Source organism: Micromonospora sp. RTP1Z1 (assembly GCF_033804685.1).
Lineage (GTDB): Bacteria > Actinomycetota > Actinomycetes > Mycobacteriales > Micromonosporaceae > Micromonospora.
In genome coordinates, this window is the sequence record NZ_JAPFQV010000042.1 from 1 (window position 1) to 15985 (window position 15985).

The 15985-nt window shown below is 73.7% G+C and carries 8 protein-coding genes and 1 pseudogene; 5 read left to right on the plus strand and 4 right to left on the minus strand.

The window, feature by feature from the left end:
* Both SLP03_RS20505 and SLP03_RS20510 read right to left on the minus strand, forming a co-directional pair.
* Nucleotides 1-697 (minus strand): annotated as a pseudogene (locus SLP03_RS20505) (hypothetical protein); the annotation flags it as partial.
* Between the two features lie 74 nt (nucleotides 698-771).
* Nucleotides 772-1770, minus strand: coding sequence for a hypothetical protein (locus SLP03_RS20510; protein WP_319462233.1), 999 nt, complete (start codon nucleotides 1768-1770; stop codon nucleotides 772-774).
* Nucleotides 1771-1894: 124 nt separating this feature from the next.
* Here SLP03_RS20510 and SLP03_RS20515 point away from each other — a divergent pair, with 124 nt between their 5' ends.
* The 5 genes from SLP03_RS20515 to SLP03_RS20535 all read left to right on the plus strand — a co-directional run bounded on the left by SLP03_RS20515 (nucleotide 1895) and on the right by SLP03_RS20535 (nucleotide 12623).
* Nucleotides 1895-3184 (plus strand): adenylosuccinate synthase, encoded by a 1290-nt coding sequence (locus tag SLP03_RS20515; RefSeq protein ID WP_319462234.1) that lies wholly within the window; start codon nucleotides 1895-1897, stop codon nucleotides 3182-3184.
* Between the two features lie 118 nt (nucleotides 3185-3302).
* The gene (gene purD, locus SLP03_RS20520; protein ID WP_319462235.1) at nucleotides 3303-4553 is read left to right on the plus strand and encodes a phosphoribosylamine--glycine ligase; all 1251 of its coding nucleotides are present in this window, start codon (nucleotides 3303-3305) and stop codon (nucleotides 4551-4553) included.
* A 163-nt stretch (nucleotides 4554-4716) separates the two neighbouring features.
* Nucleotides 4717-5355 carry a hypothetical protein gene (locus SLP03_RS20525; protein WP_319462236.1) on the plus strand — a complete coding sequence of 213 codons (639 nt, stop codon included), beginning with the start codon at nucleotides 4717-4719 and terminating at the stop codon, nucleotides 5353-5355.
* Nucleotides 5356-5524: 169 nt separating this feature from the next.
* Nucleotides 5525-7546, plus strand: coding sequence for a flotillin family protein (locus tag SLP03_RS20530; protein ID WP_319462237.1), 2022 nt, complete (start codon nucleotides 5525-5527; stop codon nucleotides 7544-7546).
* A complete protein-coding gene (locus tag SLP03_RS20535) occupies nucleotides 7539-12623 on the plus strand; it encodes a DNA repair ATPase (protein WP_319462238.1) in 5085 nt (1694 codons plus the stop codon). Before SLP03_RS20530 ends, SLP03_RS20535 begins: the two co-directional genes overlap by 8 nt.
* A gap of 54 nt (nucleotides 12624-12677) precedes the next feature.
* On the opposite strand, the gene SLP03_RS20540 is transcribed toward SLP03_RS20535, so the two are convergent.
* Nucleotides 12678-14207 (minus strand): N,N-dimethylformamidase beta subunit family domain-containing protein, encoded by a 1530-nt coding sequence (locus SLP03_RS20540; protein ID WP_319462239.1) that lies wholly within the window; start codon nucleotides 14205-14207, stop codon nucleotides 12678-12680.
* A 102-nt stretch (nucleotides 14208-14309) separates the two neighbouring features.
* Complete coding sequence (locus SLP03_RS20545; protein WP_319462240.1) at nucleotides 14310-15875, minus strand: AMP-binding protein; 1566 nt, start codon at nucleotides 15873-15875, stop codon at nucleotides 14310-14312.
* Nucleotides 15876-15985: the final 110 nt, after the last annotated feature.

The following is a 15985-nucleotide window of genomic DNA, read 5'->3' on the forward strand; positions in this document are numbered from 1 at the left end:
CCGGGCCGGGCATCGGCGGCCGCTGGTCGGCGCGGTGGACCGGTACGCCCGGCGCGGGCGGGAACGGCCCGAGCCGGGGCGGCCCGGGCGCTTCGTCGGCGACCGGTGCCGTCGGGGGCGGCGGACCGGCCGACGGAGGGGCGGTGTTCGTTCCGGCGTCCGGGGCCGGCGCGGTCTGCGCCGGGCCGGTGCCGTCGGCTGCCGGCTCGGTCGATGCGTTGGTCAGCCGCTGCGGCGGCTGCTCCCACGGCGACGCACTGGCGTAGGGGCCGGCGGCGGTCGGGCCGCCCGGTCCGGTGGCAGTGGGCTGGTCGAGGGTGAACGGCAGGTCCAGGTCGACGGCCGGCTGCGCGGCCCGTGGCCCGGGTGCCCCGCCGTCGGCCGTGGCACCGGCGTCACCCGCGTCGCCCTGGTCGGCCGGCGGTCGCGGCGCCGCGGCCGGCACCGGTGGCCAGGTGCCCGCGCCGGGCCGCGTGGTCATCGCCCAGCCGGCGGGCGCGCCTGCACCGGCGGCCGGCCCCGGAGCGGGAGCCGGCGGTGGGGTGGGCCAGGCGGGTGCGGCCGGCTGGGTCGGCACCGCCCACGGCTGGGCGGCGACCGGCTCCGTCGGGTCCGGCGGCCAGAGCGGTTCGATGTCCCGCTCGGGCACCGGCTGTTGGCCCGGCACGTGGGCCCGGTCGGCGTTCTCGTGCACCACGGTTCCTCCCCATTCCTCCCGCCGAGGATAGGCCGTCCGGGTTTCCCGGGGGCCCGCCCACGGATCGACGGGGGTCAGACCGCCCAGACCGCCCAGGCGCCCGGCTCAATCCACCAGGATCGCTTCCGGCTCAGCTCGCCCTCGACGCCGTCGTCGAGGAAGGGCACCTTCCCGTCGCGCGGGACGACCGCCACGGCCCGGCCCCGGGCCCGGCGCACCTCCAGCCGTACCCGCTTCCGGCCCAACGCCGACCGGGTCACCACGGGCACGGCAACCGCCACCTCGACCCGGCCGTCGGTCGGGTCCGGGTCGGCCAGCAGCGCCACCTCGTCGAGGCGGGCGTACCCGCCGGCGTTACCGACCGCGCAGGCCATGATCGGCTCGTCGCCGTCGGAGAGGACGACGTCGTCCACCTCGACCCGGGCCCGCCAGTGCAGCGGCCGGCCCGCGTCGTCGGCCGCGCCGAGCAGCGCGCCGTCCAGGGTCACCGAGCCGCCGTCGGTGCGGAGCAGGTCGAGCCGGCGGGCGCTGCCGTCGACCACCGCGGCGGCCACCGCCGCCGGGTCGCGCGGCAGCCCGAGCTGCGCGACCAGGTCGCGGTGCGTCCCGCTCCGGGCCGGGTCCAGCGGGAGTACGCCGACCGTCGGCAGGTCCGGCACGGTCCGGTTCGCAGGCAGGTCGGCGGGGCGGCGACTGGGCGGCGGGGCGTACCGCCGGACCAGCCGGCGCACGACGGCGCGCAACTGTCCGTCACTGGCCGTGGCGACCACGAGCCGGGTCTTGGCATCCGGGTCCGGCCAGGTCAGGCCGTCGGAGCGCGGCGGGCCGTCGAGCCGGGCCAGCACCTCGTCGATCTCCGCGTCCGAGCGGGCGGTCACCATCTCCACCCGGGCACCCCGGGCGGTCAGCGCGTCCGCGCAGGCCAGCACGGGTACGCGCGGCGTCTCGCAGCGCTCCTCGGCCTTCTCCCCGGCGGCCTCGGCGGCACCGCCGCAGCAGGCTCCACCGCTGCCGCAGCCCCCACCGGGAGCGTCCCGCTCCGAGCCGAGGGTGAGCAGCACCACGTCGTACACCGGCCGAGCCTCCTGCCTCTCGCCGCGACCCCTGCCAGCCGCGCCGTCACTACTTGTTAGCCTGACACCCCGGGCTCGCCAACCGGTCGCCACCTGGCACCCGAGCCTTCTGGAGGCGGAAAAGATGCCAGCGATCGTGCTTCTCGGCGCTCAGTGGGGCGACGAGGGCAAGGGCAAGGTTACCGACCTGCTGGGTGAGCGGGTCGACTACGTGGTGCGCTACTCCGGCGGCAACAACGCCGGGCACACGGTGATCACCCCGGACGGCCAGCGGTACGCGTTGCACCTGATGCCGTCGGGCGCGCTCTCGCCCAGCGCCATGATCATCATCGGCAACGGCGTCGTGGTCGACCCGAAGGTGCTGCTGGAGGAGATCGACGGGCTCGCCGAGCGGGGCGTGGACGTCTCCCGGCTGCGCATCTCCGGCGACGCGCACCTGATCATGCCGCACCACCGGGCGCTGGACCGGGTGGTCGAGCGCTACCTCGGCTCCTCCCGGATCGGCACCACCGGCCGCGGCATCGGTCCCGCGTACGGCGACAAGGTCGCCCGGATGGGCATCCGGCTGCAGGACCTGCTCGACCCGGGCATCCTGCGCAAGAAGCTGGAGCTGGCGCTGCGCGAGAAGAACCAGCTGCTGTTCAAGGTCTACAACCGTAAGGCGATCGACCTCGACGCGACGATCGAGGAGTACCTGGAGTACGCCGAGCGGCTCAAGCCGTACATCGCGGAGACCCGGGTGATGCTCTGGGACGCGCTGGACCGCGGCGAGACCGTGCTGCTCGAGGGCGCCCAGGCCACCATGCTCGACATGGACCACGGCACGTACCCCTTCGTCACCTCGTCGAACCCGACGGCCGGCGGGGCGTGCGTGGGCGCCGGCATCCCGCCGACGGCGATCACCAGGGTGATCGCGGTCAGCAAGGCGTACACCACCCGGGTGGGCGCCGGCCCGTTCCCGACCGAGCTCTTCGACGACAACGGTCAGCACCTGCGCAAGGTCGGCCACGAGTACGGCACCACCACCGGCCGGGAGCGCCGCTGCGGCTGGTTCGACGCCGTCGTCGCCCGGTACGCGTCCCGCCTCAACGGCGTCACCGACCTGGTGGTCACCAAGCTGGACGTGCTCACCGGCCTGCCCAAGGTGCCGATCTGCGTCGGGTACGAGATCAACGGCGAGCGCGTCGACGACATGCCGATGACGCAGACCGAATTCCACCACGCCAAGCCCGTCTACGAAGAGCTCGACGGCTGGTGGGAAGACATCACCAAGGCCAGAACCGAGGAAGAGCTCCCGGAGAACGCGAGACGCTACATCGCCCGCATCGAAGAACTCACCGGCACCCGCGTCAGCGTTGTCGGCGTAGGCCCCGGCCGCGAAGAAAACGTGGTCCGTCACCCCCTCCTCCCCTGACCCCCACCCCACCCGGGCCCCGCGTTGATCAAGGAGTTCTGGTCCTTCGGAGACCAGAAATGAGATGCAAACTCCTTGATCAACGGGGGTGCGGGTGGGGTCAGTAGGATGCGGGGTCGTGCGGGTTCTTCTTGTGGGTGGTGGCGGGCGGGAGCATGCGCTCGCGCTCGGGTTGGCCGGCGATCCTTCCGTCGAGGCGCTGATCGCGGCTCCTGGTAATCCGGGGATTGCCGGGGTGGCGGAGCTGCGATCGGTCGACGCGACCGATCCGGCGGGCGTCGCGGGGCTCGCGGTGGAGATCGGGGCCGATCTGGTGGTGATCGGGCCGGAGGCGCCGCTGGTGGCCGGGGTCGCGGACGCGGTACGCGCCAAGGGCATCGCCGTGTTCGGTCCGTCGGCGGAGGCGGCCCGGCTGGAAGGCTCCAAGGCGTTCGCGAAGGACGTCATGCTCGCCGCCGGTGTGCCCACCGCCAGCGCCTTCACCTGCGCCGACGCCGAGAGCACCGGCCGGGCGCTGGACGAGTTCGGCCCGCCGTACGTGGTGAAGAACGACGGCCTGGCCGCCGGCAAGGGCGTCGTCGTCACCGAGGACCGGGCCGTGGCGCTCCAGCACGCCGGGGAGTGCGGCCGGGTGGTGATCGAGGAGTACCTCGCCGGCCCCGAGGTCTCGCTCTTCGTGGTCACCGACGGCGAGGCGGCGCTGCCGCTGCTGCCCGCGCAGGACTTCAAGCGGGCCGGCGACGGCGACACCGGCCCGAACACCGGCGGCATGGGGGCGTACGCGCCGCTGCCCTGGGCGCCGCCCGGCCTGGTCGACGAGGTGATGCGCGACGTGGTGCGCCCGACGCTGGCGGAGATGCGCCGGCGGGGCACGCCCTTCGCCGGGCTGCTCTACGTCGGGCTGGCGATCACCGCCGCCGGGCCGCGGGTGATCGAGTTCAACGCCCGGTTCGGCGACCCGGAGACCCAGGTCGTGCTGGCGCTGCTGGAGACGCCGCTCGCCGGGCTGCTGCACGCCGCAGCCACCGGCACGCTGGCCGCGCATCCGCCGCTGGGCTGGCGGGACGGCGCGGCGGTCACCGTGGTCGTGGCGGCCGACGGCTACCCGGCCGCGCCGCGTACCGGCGACGTGATCACCGGCGCGGACCGCCCGGGGGTCATCCACGCCGGCACCGCCCGCCGGGCCTCCGACGGCGCGTTGCTATCCGCCGGCGGCCGGGTCCTCTGCGGTACGGCCACCGGCCCCGACCTGGCCGCCGCGCGGGAGGCCGCGTACGCCCTGGTACGCGGCATCGAGCTGGCCGGCTCGCACCACCGCACCGACATCGCCGCCGCCGTGGTGGCGGGTCGGATCGCCCTACCGGGCTGACCCCGCCGCTGCCCGCCGGGCCGATCGGTTCCGCAGGTCGGGCCGGCCGGTCGGGCTGCCGCGAAACCAACCGTTCGGCGGCCGTCCGGCGTTGACACCCCGTGTCACGATCAACCCTGCCGGTAGGGGTGAGGCCTCGCCGGTGACGGGGAGGGGGTTCGCGGTGGCCGGGTTTCTGGATACGGCGCTCAGCTTCCCCACCGTGCTGTTCAGCTTCCTGCTGCTGGTGGTCGTCGGCTACTGGCTGCTGGTGCTGACGGGCGTGCTGGACCTCGGCGACGACCTCGACGTCGACGGTGCGCCGAGTGGCTTCCTGGCCGGCCTGGGGCTGGGCGGGCTGCCCTCCGCGATCGTGTTCTCCCTGCTCGTCGCGGTGGCCTGGTTCGTCAGCCTGGCCGGCACCGTGCTGCTCGACGGGCTCGGCCTCGGCGTCGCCGCCCGGGTCGCCCTGTCGGTGGGGGTGCTGCTGGTGGCCCTGCTCGGCGCCGGGCTGGTGACCCGGCTGGTGGCCGTGCCGCTGAGCCGCCTCTTCCCCACCGGTACGGAGGCCAGCCGGCACGCCTTCGTCGGCAGCCTCTGCACCATCCGCACCGGCCGGGTGACCGCCGACTTCGGGCAGGCGGAGGTGACGGCGGCGGACGGCTCCTCCGCGATCGTCCAGGTCCGTCAGCCCGGCGCCGAGCCACTGCGCGCCGGCAGCTCCGCGCTGATCTACGACTACGACGTCGAGGGCGAGTTCTTCTGGGTCATGCCCGCCGACATCGCCTTCGACCCCGATCCTTCGCGTCACGCACCGATGTAACCGCCGTCGGTGACCCTCGGCCGCGACGGCGGGTCACCTTTCAGCCTCGACCGCCCGGTCACCCCGCCGCTGGTCCGTCCCACGCTGCCCCGCACACCCTTATCGAAAGGAGGATGCGCGGCACCTACCGGTCCGCCCGCACCACCGGGCCGGCACCGCGCGCTCAGCCATGGATGTCCTCACCACCGGGATCGGCGTACTGCTCGCCGTCCTCCTGCTCGTCGCCATCGGCGTGGTCTTCCTGGTCAGCCGCCTGTTCCGCAAGGTGGAACAGGGCAAGGCGTTGATCGTCTCCAAGGTCCGCCGGGTCGACGTCACGTTCACCGGGGCGGTCGTCATGCCGGTGCTGCACAAGGCCGAGATCATGGACATCTCGGTGAAGACCATCGACATCGAGCGGACCGGCAACGAGGGTCTGATCTGTCGGGACAACATCCGCGCCGACATCCGGATCACCTTCTTCGTCCGGGTCAACAAGACCACCGAGGACGTCATCAAGGTGGCGCAGGCCATCGGCACCGCCCGGGCCAGCGACCGGGAGACGCTCCAGGAGCTCTTCAATGCCAAGTTCTCGGAGGCGTTGAAGACGGTCGGCAAGCAGCTCGACTTCGTCGACCTCTACACCAAGCGCGACGAGTTCCGCGACCAGATCATCCGGGTGATCGGCACCGACCTCAACGGGTACAGCCTGGAGGACGCGGCGATCGACTTCCTCGAGCAGACCCCGATGTCCCAACTGGACGCCAAGAACATCCTCGACGCCCAGGGCATCCGGAAGATCACCGAGCTGACCGCGATCGAGCACGTTAAGACCAACGAGTTCCAGCGCAGCGAGGAAAAGGAGATCACCCGGCAGAACGTCGACGCCCGCGAGGCGATCCTCGAGCTGGAGCGGCGGCAGGCGGACGCCGAGGCCAAGCAGCGGCGCGAGATCGAGACGGTGCGGGCCCGCGAGGAGGCCGAGGTCACCCGGGTACGGGCGGAGGAGCGGCTGCGGGCTGAGTCGGCCAACATCCGCACCGACGAGCAGTTGGGCATCCAGCACGAGAACCGGTCCAGGGAGATCGCGGTCGCCGAGAAGAACCGGGAGCGGGTCATCGCGATCGAGACCGAGCGGATCGAGAAGGACCGCATGCTGGAGGTCATCGGCCGACAGCGGGAGACCGAGCTCAGCACGATCTCCAAGGACAAGGAGGTCGAGGCGGAGAAGCGGGCCATCGCCGAGGTCGTCCGGGAGCGGATCGCGGTCGAGAAGACCGTCGCCGAGCAGGAGGAGAACATCAAGCGCCTGCGGGTGGTCGAGGAGGCCGAGCGGACCCGTCAGGCGGTGGTCATCCAGGCCGAGGCCGAGGCCCAGGAGCACCTGGTCAAGGACATCAAGGCGGCGGAGGCGGCCGAGGCGGCGGCCAAGTTCAAGGCGCGTGAGGAGCTGGTCCTCGCGGAGGCCCGGCAGCAGACGGCCGAGCTGGACACCCGGGCCAAGATCCGGCTGGCCGAGGGCCTGCAGGCCGAGGCGGCGGCGGCCGGGCTGGCCGAGGTCCAGGTCCGCGAACGGGGCGCCGAGGCGATCGAGAAGGTTGGCCGCGCGGAGGTCGCCGTCGAGCGCGACAAGGCCCTGCTCGCCGCGGAGGCGATACGCGAGAAGCTGAAGGGCGAGGCCGAGGGCCTCACCGACAAGGCCGCGGCGATGGCCGCGCTGGATGACGCCACCCGCCAGCACGAGGAGTACCGGCTGCGGTTGGAGCTGGAGAGGGAGATCCGCCTCGCCGGGCTGGACACGCAGCGGCAGGTCGCCGAGGCGCAGGCGAAGCTGGTCTCGATCGGTCTGGAGAAGGCGAACATCGACATCGTCGGCGGGGACAGCGTCTTCTTCGACCGGCTGCTCAGCTCGATTTCGTTCGGCAAGAGCGTGGACGGCTTCGTCGCCCATTCCGATGTGGCCCGTGGCCTCACCCAGCCGTGGCTGGACGGCACGGCCAGCTTCACCGAGGACCTGACCCGGATGCTCGGCGCGGTGAACAGCGGCGACGTGCAGAACCTGACCCTCTCCGCCTTCCTGTTGCAGCAGATGCGGGCCGGCGGCGCGGACAAGGGCAAGCTCCAGGAACTGCTGAACGCCGCGCAGCGCCTGGGCGTGGCCGAGACCCCGGTGGCTGCCCTGGCCGGCCCGCGGCAGCGCGCCGGTGAGTGAGCCGGTGCCCGGTCCGACCGGCGGGGACGCGGCCGGGCCGACCGGAGTGGATGGCGGTCCGGCCGGGCTGGACGCGGGCAGCTACGAGGTGCTGCGGAACCGGCTCGCCGGGCAGGCCACCGAGCTGGCCCGGCGGGCGGAGCGGCTCAACGCCCGGCGGCTGGAGGTCTTCGGCAGCACCGAGCTGTGCCTGCTCAGCACCGAGCGGATCCGCACCGAGCACAACTGCGTGCCCCGGGACATCGTGTCGGTCGGCGGGCTGATGCTCTTCGGCTACAACGTCTTCATCGGCCTCAAGCCGGAGACGACGGTCGACGACGTCTTCTCGCTGCACCGCTTCGCGCGGGACGGCGCCGCCGGCACCACCGACGGCGGCACCGGTGCCACCGACGTCGCCGGCGACACCTTCCGGTTCGACCGGGCCGGGACCGACGAGGTGCCCGGTCTGCTGCGCGACGCGGCATTCCAGCGCGACTTCGGGGAGCTGTACCGCTACTACCGGCAGACCCGGCTGCTGCAACTGCGCCGGCTCGACGGGCGGCTGCTGGCGGTGTTCCAGACCGGCCCGCGGACCGACGACATCCGGGTGCTGCGCTGGCGGCTCGACACCGACGGCGGCGTCGGGTACCTGGACAACCGGGGCGAGCGGGACCACGTCTTCCCGCCCTCGCACGACTTCGAGTGGATCGAGACGACCCGGGAGGACCACGTCCTCGGCCGGCACCCGCACATCTCGATCCAGAACGAGGTCTTCGTCGAGACGGTCGGCGGCACCCTCACCGTCAAGCTGGAGAACAACACCGAGGTCGGCGAGGGCATCTACGACGAGCCGGTGGACGAGCCGCTGCAGAGCCTGGCCGACGCCGACGTGAGCTGGGCGCGGGTCGGCCCGCTGATCCTGCTGCGGATCCGGCCGTACAAGGAGACCGAGTGGCGGCACCTGGTCTTCAACACGTTGACCCGCGAGGTGGTCCGGCTCGACGGCATCGGGTCGGCCTGCCAGCGGCTGCCCGAGGACCACGGCATCATCTTCGCGGGCGGGTACCACCTGGCCACGGGGGTCACCCGCACCTTCGACACCGACGTGTCCGGGCTGGAGTTCGAGCGGGTGGTCCGCTCCCCGAACGGGGAGGACGTCCTCTACGTCTTCCACGCCCGGGCGGAGGGCCGCTCGCTGCTGCTGCCGTACAACGCCATCCGCAAGGAGGTGGCCGCGCCGATCCTGTGCCACGGCTTCTCGCTCTTCGACGACGGCACGCTGGTGGTGTTCCGGGCGACCTCCGACGAGCCGACCCGGGTCCACCCGATGCAGATCTGGCAGACGCCGTACGTCTCCGACGCGTACGCGGCGGCCCAGCCGGCGGGCACCGGCCCGCTGGAGCGGATCGGCAACGCCGACCTGGTCCGGGGCATCTCCGACTGCCTGTCGGTGGCCCGGATGGTCGACGGGGCCGCGGCCACCACTACGGGCTACGAGGCGCTGATCGCCGCCTGCGCCCGGATCGTCGACCACTACCACTGGCTCGGCGACGCCGACCTCGGTGAGCTGCTGGCGCCGCTGGCCGACCTGCGGCGCACCGCCGTCGCGGTCCTCGACGAGTACGAGAAGGTCCGCGCCCTCACCGGCCAGGCGCGGACCGCGCTGGACGAGAGCGCGGAGCGGATCGCCTCGCTGGCCCGGCGGGCGCGCGGCGAGGCCCCGCTCACCGCCGACGACTGGGTGCGGCAGCTCGCCGGGCTGCGCCAGGCGCGCGGCCACCTGGAGACCCTGCGGGAGCTGCGCTACGTCGACCACCGGCGGATCGACGAGCTGGCGGAGCGGCTGGACGAGGAGTTGACGGCCGCCGGCCGGCGGGCGGTGGACTTCCTGCGCCGGGACGACGCGTTCACCGGCTACCAGTCCGAGGTGGACCGGCTGGCCGGGCAGGGTGCCGCGATCGGCACGGTGGCCGAGGCCGGGGCGGTCCGTGACGAGCTGGCCGGGCGCGCCGAGGGCCTGCAGACCATCACTGACGTGGTGGGCGGGCTGGACATCGCCGACGCGACCGTACGCACCGGAATCCTGACCCGGGTCGGCGAGGTGCTCGGCGCGGTCAACCGGGCCCGGGCGGTGCTGGACAACCGCCGCCGGGAGCTGCTGGAGGTGGAGGGGCGGGCCGGCTTCGCGGCCGAGTTCGCGCTGCTCGGGCAGGCGGTGACCGGGGCGCTGGCGGCGGCGGACACCGCCGAGCGCTGCGACGAGCAGCTCGGCCGGCTGCTGCTGCGGGTCGAGGACCTGGAATCCCGGTTCGGGGAGTTCGACGACTTCCTCGCCGAGCTGGCCACCCGGCGGACCGAGATCTACGAGGCGTTCTCCTCCCGCAAGCAGGCGCTGCTCGACGAGCGGGCCCGGCGGGCCGACCGGGTCGTCTCGTCGGCGGAGCGCATCCTGGTCAGCGTGCGGCGCCGGATCGGCACGCTCGGCTCGCTGGACGAGATCAACACGTACTTCGCGGCGGACCCGATGGTGGGCAAGCTGCGCGCAATCGTGGACGAGCTGCGTACCCTCGGCGACCAGGTCCGGGCCGAGGAGCTGGACGGCCGGATCCGGGCCGCGCGCCAGGAGGCCGGTCGCGGCCTGCGCGACCGCCTCGACCTGTACGCGGACGGCGGCGAGACGATCCGGTTGGGTCGGCACCGGTTCGCGGTGAACACCCAGCCGATCGACGTGACCGTGGTGCCGCACGACGGACGGCTGGCGGTGGCGGTGACCGGCACCGACTACCGGGCCCCGGTCCGGGACGAGGAGTTCGTCCGCACCCGCCGGTTCTGGGACCAGCCGCTGGTCTCCGAGTCGCCGGAGGTGTACCGCGCGGAGTACCTGGCCACGTCGATCCTGACCGCCGCCGAGGCGGGCCGGGAGGGGCTGACCCTGGACGGGCTGCGGGCGGCGGCGGCCGACGCAGGCGACCTGCGCGACCTGGTCCGGCGGTTCGCCGAGGCCCGCTACGACGAGGGCTACGAGCGCGGCGTGCACGACCACGACGCCACCGAGATCCTGCGGGCGTTGCTGCGCCTGCACGCCGGGGCGGGCCTGCTCCGCTACCCGCCGGCCGCCCGGGCCGCCGGGCAGCTCTTCTGGCGGTTCGGCACGGCCGAGCCGGCCCGGGCCGGCTGGACCGCCCGGGCCACCTCGCTGGCCCGGGCCCGGGACCGCTTCGGCCGCCCCGACAGTGGTGCCGCGCCGCCCGGCGACCGGGTCGAGGCGGGGGACGCGATCGACCGGCTGCACGCCGAGCTGGCTGCCGAGGTCGGCCGCTTCCTGGCCGACGCCGGGCTGACCGGGCCGGCCGGGGAGGCCGCCCTGGCCGGGGAGTACCTGTTCGAGGAGCTGGCCCGACCGCCCGCGGGCTTCGTCACCGGTGCCGGGGCGCGGGCCATGCTCGACCGGTTCCGCCGCGCCCTCGGCGGCCCGCAGTCCCGGTCCGCCCGGGAGTTCGACGGCGACCTGCGGGCCCTCGACGGCGACCTGACCAGCCGCCACCAGCTGGTCGAGGCGTGGCTGACCGCGTTCCTCGCGACCGATGACGGCACGCTGTCCGGGTACGACCTGCCGGAGGCGGTCGCGGTGGAGCTGTGCGGCGTCGACCTGCCACGCCACGAGGCGGCGGCGACGATGTCGGAGACCGTCGGCGGGCTGCTCGGCGCGCATTCCCGGGTCGTCGGCTCGGCGCTCACGCTGCGGCTGGACGAGACGCTGGCCCGTACCCGCCGGTTCCGCACCGAGCTGGTGCCCGCGTACCGGGACTACCAGCGCCGGCGCAACGCGCTGGTGGCCGCCGAGCGGGACCGGCTGCGGCTGGAGGAGTACCGGCCGCGGGTGATGAGCGCGTTCGTCCGCAACCGGCTGCTCGACGAGGTCTACCTGCCGTTGATCGGGGACAACCTGGCCCGCCAGCTCGGCGCGACCGGCGACGCCAAGCGGGTCGACCAGTCCGGCCTGCTGCTGCTGATCTCCCCGCCCGGCTACGGGAAGACCACCCTGATGGAGTACGTGGCCAGCCGGCTCGGCCTGGTCTTCGTCAAGGTCAACGGGCCGGCCCTGGGCTCGGGGGTGACCTCGCTCGACCCGGCGGACGCGCCCGACGCGACCGCCCGGCAGGAGGTGGAGAAGATCTCCTTCGCCCTGGAGTTGGGCAACAACGTCCTGCTCTACCTCGACGACATCCAGCACACCTCGCCGGAGCTGCTGCAGAAGTTCATCTCGCTCTGCGACGGGCAGCGCCGGATGGAGGGCGTCTGGGAGGGCCGGACCCGCACCTACGACCTGCGGGGCAAGCGGTTCGCGGTGTGCATGGCGGGCAACCCGTACACCGAGTCGGGGCAGCGGTTCCGGGTGCCGGACATGCTGGCCAACCGGGCCGACGTGTGGAACCTCGGCGACGTGCTGTCCGGCCGGGAGGAGGTGTTCGCGCTGAGCTACATCGAGAACGCGCTCACCTCGAACCCGGTGCTGGCGCCGCTCTCCGGCCGCGACCGCGGCGACGTCGAACTGCTGGTCCGGATGGCCCGGGGCGACGACTCGGTGCGGGCCGATCAGCTCTCCCACCCGTACTCGCCGGTGGAGTTGGAACAGATCGTCTCGGTGCTGCGCAAGCTGCTGCGGGTGCAGCAGATCGTGCTCGCCAACAACCAGGCGTACATCGCCTCGGCGGCGCAGTCCGACGCGTCCCGCACGGAGCCGCCGTTCCAGCTCCAGGGGTCGTACCGGAACATGAACAAACTGGCCGAGCGGATCGTCCCGGTGCTCAGCGACGAGGAGCTGGAGGCGGTCGTCGACGACCATTACGTCGGCGAGGCGCAGACGCTCGCCGCGGGCGCCGAGGCGAACCTGCTGAAGCTGGCCGAGCTGCGTGGCCGGCTCACTCCCGAGCAGGCCCGACGGTGGGCCGAGGTGAAGGCCGGCCACCTGCGGGCCAGCGCGCTCGGTGGCGCCTCCGACGACCCGGTGGACCGGGCGGTGGGCGCGCTCGGCCTGCTCGCCGACCAGGTCGGCGGGGTGGCGGCGGCGATCGGCCGGGCCACCGACCGGGGCTGAGGCCGGCGGCAGGGCGGCTTTCCGGTACACCGGGCCGCCCCGCCCGCCGACCTGTCAGCCCTGGCCCTCCACCGGACCCGCCGGGCCCGCCGACCTGCCGGCCCGGCCGGTGATCCGGTCCAGCAGGTTGGCGGTGGCCCGCTCGATCCGCTCGTCCCGGTTCCCCTGGCGGTTCAGCGCCATCGTCCAGCACAGGGTGCCCGAGGCGAAGACCAGCGCACCCTGTGGTGTCTCGTACAGGTGGGTGTTCTGCACCCGGTGGCCGCCGTCGCGCCGCCGATAGGGTGACGCGCTGAGGACGGTGGCGTCCACCCCGGACGGCCGGGGCACGTCGAGGGCCACGCCGTCGGCCTCGCCGCCGACCAGACCGGGGATCCGGTCGCCGTCGGCCACCCCCGAGCCCGCCCAGAACCAGTGGTCCGCCGCCCGGACCACCAGCGGCTGTGGGGTGCCGACGATGCCGTTGTACTGCACTCCCAGCAGCGCCTGCTCGGGCGGGCGGACGACGCGCCAGGTGAGGGTCGGGCCGGCGGCGTCCTCGCCGGGGTCCGGCGTGGTCTTGGCGCAGGCCACCAGCCGCTCGGGCCGGCCGTCGTCGGCGGGACGCACCCGGACGTGCCAGTAGATGCTGTTGGCGCCGAGGAAGGCGAGGCTGGTCCCGCCGGCCACGGCCCGTTCCGCCGTCCGGCGCATCTCCCGCGACCAGTACTCGTCGTGCCCGCAGAACACGATCCCCCGGTGCCGGCTCGGGTCGAGCCGTCCCGAGTGGAGGTCGAAGCTGGTCGCGTAGCTGACGTCGTACCCGTTGCGTTCCAGCCACTGGATGGCGTCGTGGTCCCGGGTGAGCTGGATCGGGATGCCGTGTTCGGCGTACGGCCGGTCGAAGGAGACCTCCAGCGCCCGGAGCCGGGGATCGCGCCGGCCCGTGGCCGCGTAGCCGTTGTAGAGGCTCTTGCCGGCCCGCAGGTCCCGCGGCCACTGGTTGTACGCCTGCCAGGTGGTGACCGGCAGGACCACGCAGAGGGTGGCGGCCCGCCGGTCGTCCCGGACCACGAACGGGGTGCAGGCCCGCCAGCCGTCCGCCGAGGTGAAGACCGCCTGGTAGAGGCCGGAGGCCCAGTCGTCCGGCACCCGGACCGTCCAGGAGACCGGCCAGCGGCAGATGATCGCCCCGGTCACCGGGTCGGCGGGCGGCACCGGCTGCGGCACGCCGTCGAACTCCGGGCTGGTCAGCACCGTACGGGCGCCCGCGCCGTCGTACCAGCCGAGCCGGTGGATGGAGATCCGGTACCGGCCGGCCGGGTTGACCGCGACGTGGAAGTCGATCGACTCGCCGGGGGCGACGCTGGTGGTCGAGGCGTACCCCTGGATCTGACGGTGCCGGTCGTCCACGGCCCGGTGGCCGTCCTCCGGCCACCAGGGCGTGCCGGCCGTGCGGTTCTCCACCTCGACCGGGGGCGGCTGCCGCCGGACCAGCGTCCCGGTGCGGCGACGGCCGAGGACCGGTGGGGTGGTGCCGAGCGCTGCGGCGGAGACGCCGCCGGCGAGGAGACCGAGTGCCCAGCGCCGGCGGAGACGGACCATCGAGCAGCTCCTGGAACGAGTGAGCAAGGACCTGCCGGGATCGGCGGCGGATGAGAAGTTACCACCGGCCGCCCGACGTGTCCCTCCCTCGTGTGTCCCGCCTCAGCCGTAGTAGCGGCGCAGCTCGCGACTGAGCACCTTGCCGGTGGCGTTGCGCGGCAGGTACTTCACGAAGATCACGTCCCGCGGCACGGAGAAACGGGCCAGGTAGTGCCGGACGTACTCGCGGACCGCCTCCGGGTCGAGCGTCTCGCCGGGGTGCAGGGCGAGGAACGCGGCGAGGCGCTGGCCGTACTCGGGGTCGGGTACCCCGATCACAGCGGCCTCGCGGACCTGCGGCAGTTGGGCGAGCAGGTCCTCCACCTCGGAGGGGAAGACGTTCTCGCCCCCGGAGACGATCATGTCGTCGGCCCGGCCGTCGACGAAGAGCAGGCCCTCGGCGTTGACCCGGCCCAGGTCGCCGGTGTCCAGCAGGCCGTCGTGGGTCTCCCGGCGGGCCCCCGAGGTGTACCCCTCGAAGAGCATCTCGTTGCCGACGAAGATCCGCCCGACCCGCCCGTCCCGGACCGGCTCACCGGCGTCGTCCAGGATCTCCAGCCGGGTGCCGTGCGGCGGGCGGCCGGCGGTGGTCGGGGCCTCGCGCAGGTCGGGCGGGCCGGCGATGGAGGCCCAGGAGACCTCGGTCGAGCCGTACAGGTTGTAGAGCACGTCCCCGTAGACGTCCATGAACTTCCGGGCCAGCCCGCCGGGCAGGGCCGAGCCGCTGACCGCGACCACCTTCAGCGGTGGTCGGGGGCTCGGCGGCGGTACCTCCAGCAACCGTTGCAGCATCACCGGCACGGCGAAGAGCGCGTCGCACGGCTGGGCGGCCAGCGCGGCCACCGTGGCGGCCGGGTCGAAGCGGCGGTGCAGCACGATCGTGGAGCGCAGCGCGAAGGCCACCTGGAGGGCCGCGTATCCCCAGGTGTGGAAGAGCGGCGCGGCGATCAGCACCGTGTCGCGGACGTGCAGTGGGATCCGGTCGATGATGGAGACCAGCGGCCCGAAGCCGTGCGGGGTGGGCCGGCGGGCGCCCTTCGGCGTCCCGGTGGTGCCGGAGGTGAGCACGATGGTCCGGCCGTCCCGCTCCGGCGGCCGGAGCTGGTCACCGGGGAGCGCCCCGGCGATCAGGTCCTCCTGGCCGTGCTCGTCGACCCGCTGCACGTCGGCGGGGAGGCCGAGGAGCCGCTCGGCGAACTCGCCGTCGTGCACCAGCACCCGCAGTGCCTGCTCCTCCGCGACGGTGGCCAGCTGCGCCGCGGAGAGCCCGGTGTTGACCAGCACGGCGTCCGCGCCGAGCAGCATCGCCGCGACGACCGCCTCGATCAGCCCGTGGTGGTTGCGGCAGAGCACCCCGATCCGGTCCCCGGCCTGGACGCCGAGCCCGGCGCGCATCGACCGGGCCAGCCGTTCGGCCCGGTCCTGCAGCTCCTGGTAGGTCAGTTCGATGCCCTGCTCGTCGACGACGGCGGTCCGGCCGGGGTCGCGGGCGGCGGCCTGGCGCAGTTCCCCGGCGAGGCTCCAGCCCCACGTGCGCAGCGCGCCCAGCTGGGAGGCGACCCGGATCGGGCGGCCGGGAGTGAGCAGGCCGCGACGGGTCAGCGTGGCGACGATGAACGGCAGGTCCAAGCCGCAACCCTCCTTCGGGGAGCACGGAAGGGCTCCCCGGGGAGCCCTTCCGTGCCGAGCGTGTCGCCTCGATCATGCACCTGCGGCGGCGGGGAGCCCAGCCGGCGTTC

Bases quoted from the DNA above. Each gene is read 5' to 3' on its own strand.
- SLP03_RS20515 (WP_319462234.1), top strand. From the start codon at position 1,895: ATGCCAGCGATCGTGCTTCTCGGCGCTCAGTGGGGCGACGAGGGCAAG.
- SLP03_RS20530 (WP_319462237.1), top strand. From the start codon at position 5,525: ATGGATGTCCTCACCACCGGGATCGGCGTACTGCTCGCCGTCCTCCTG.
- SLP03_RS20540 (WP_319462239.1), bottom strand. From the start codon at position 14,207: ATGGTCCGTCTCCGCCGGCGCTGGGCACTCGGTCTCCTCGCCGGCGGC.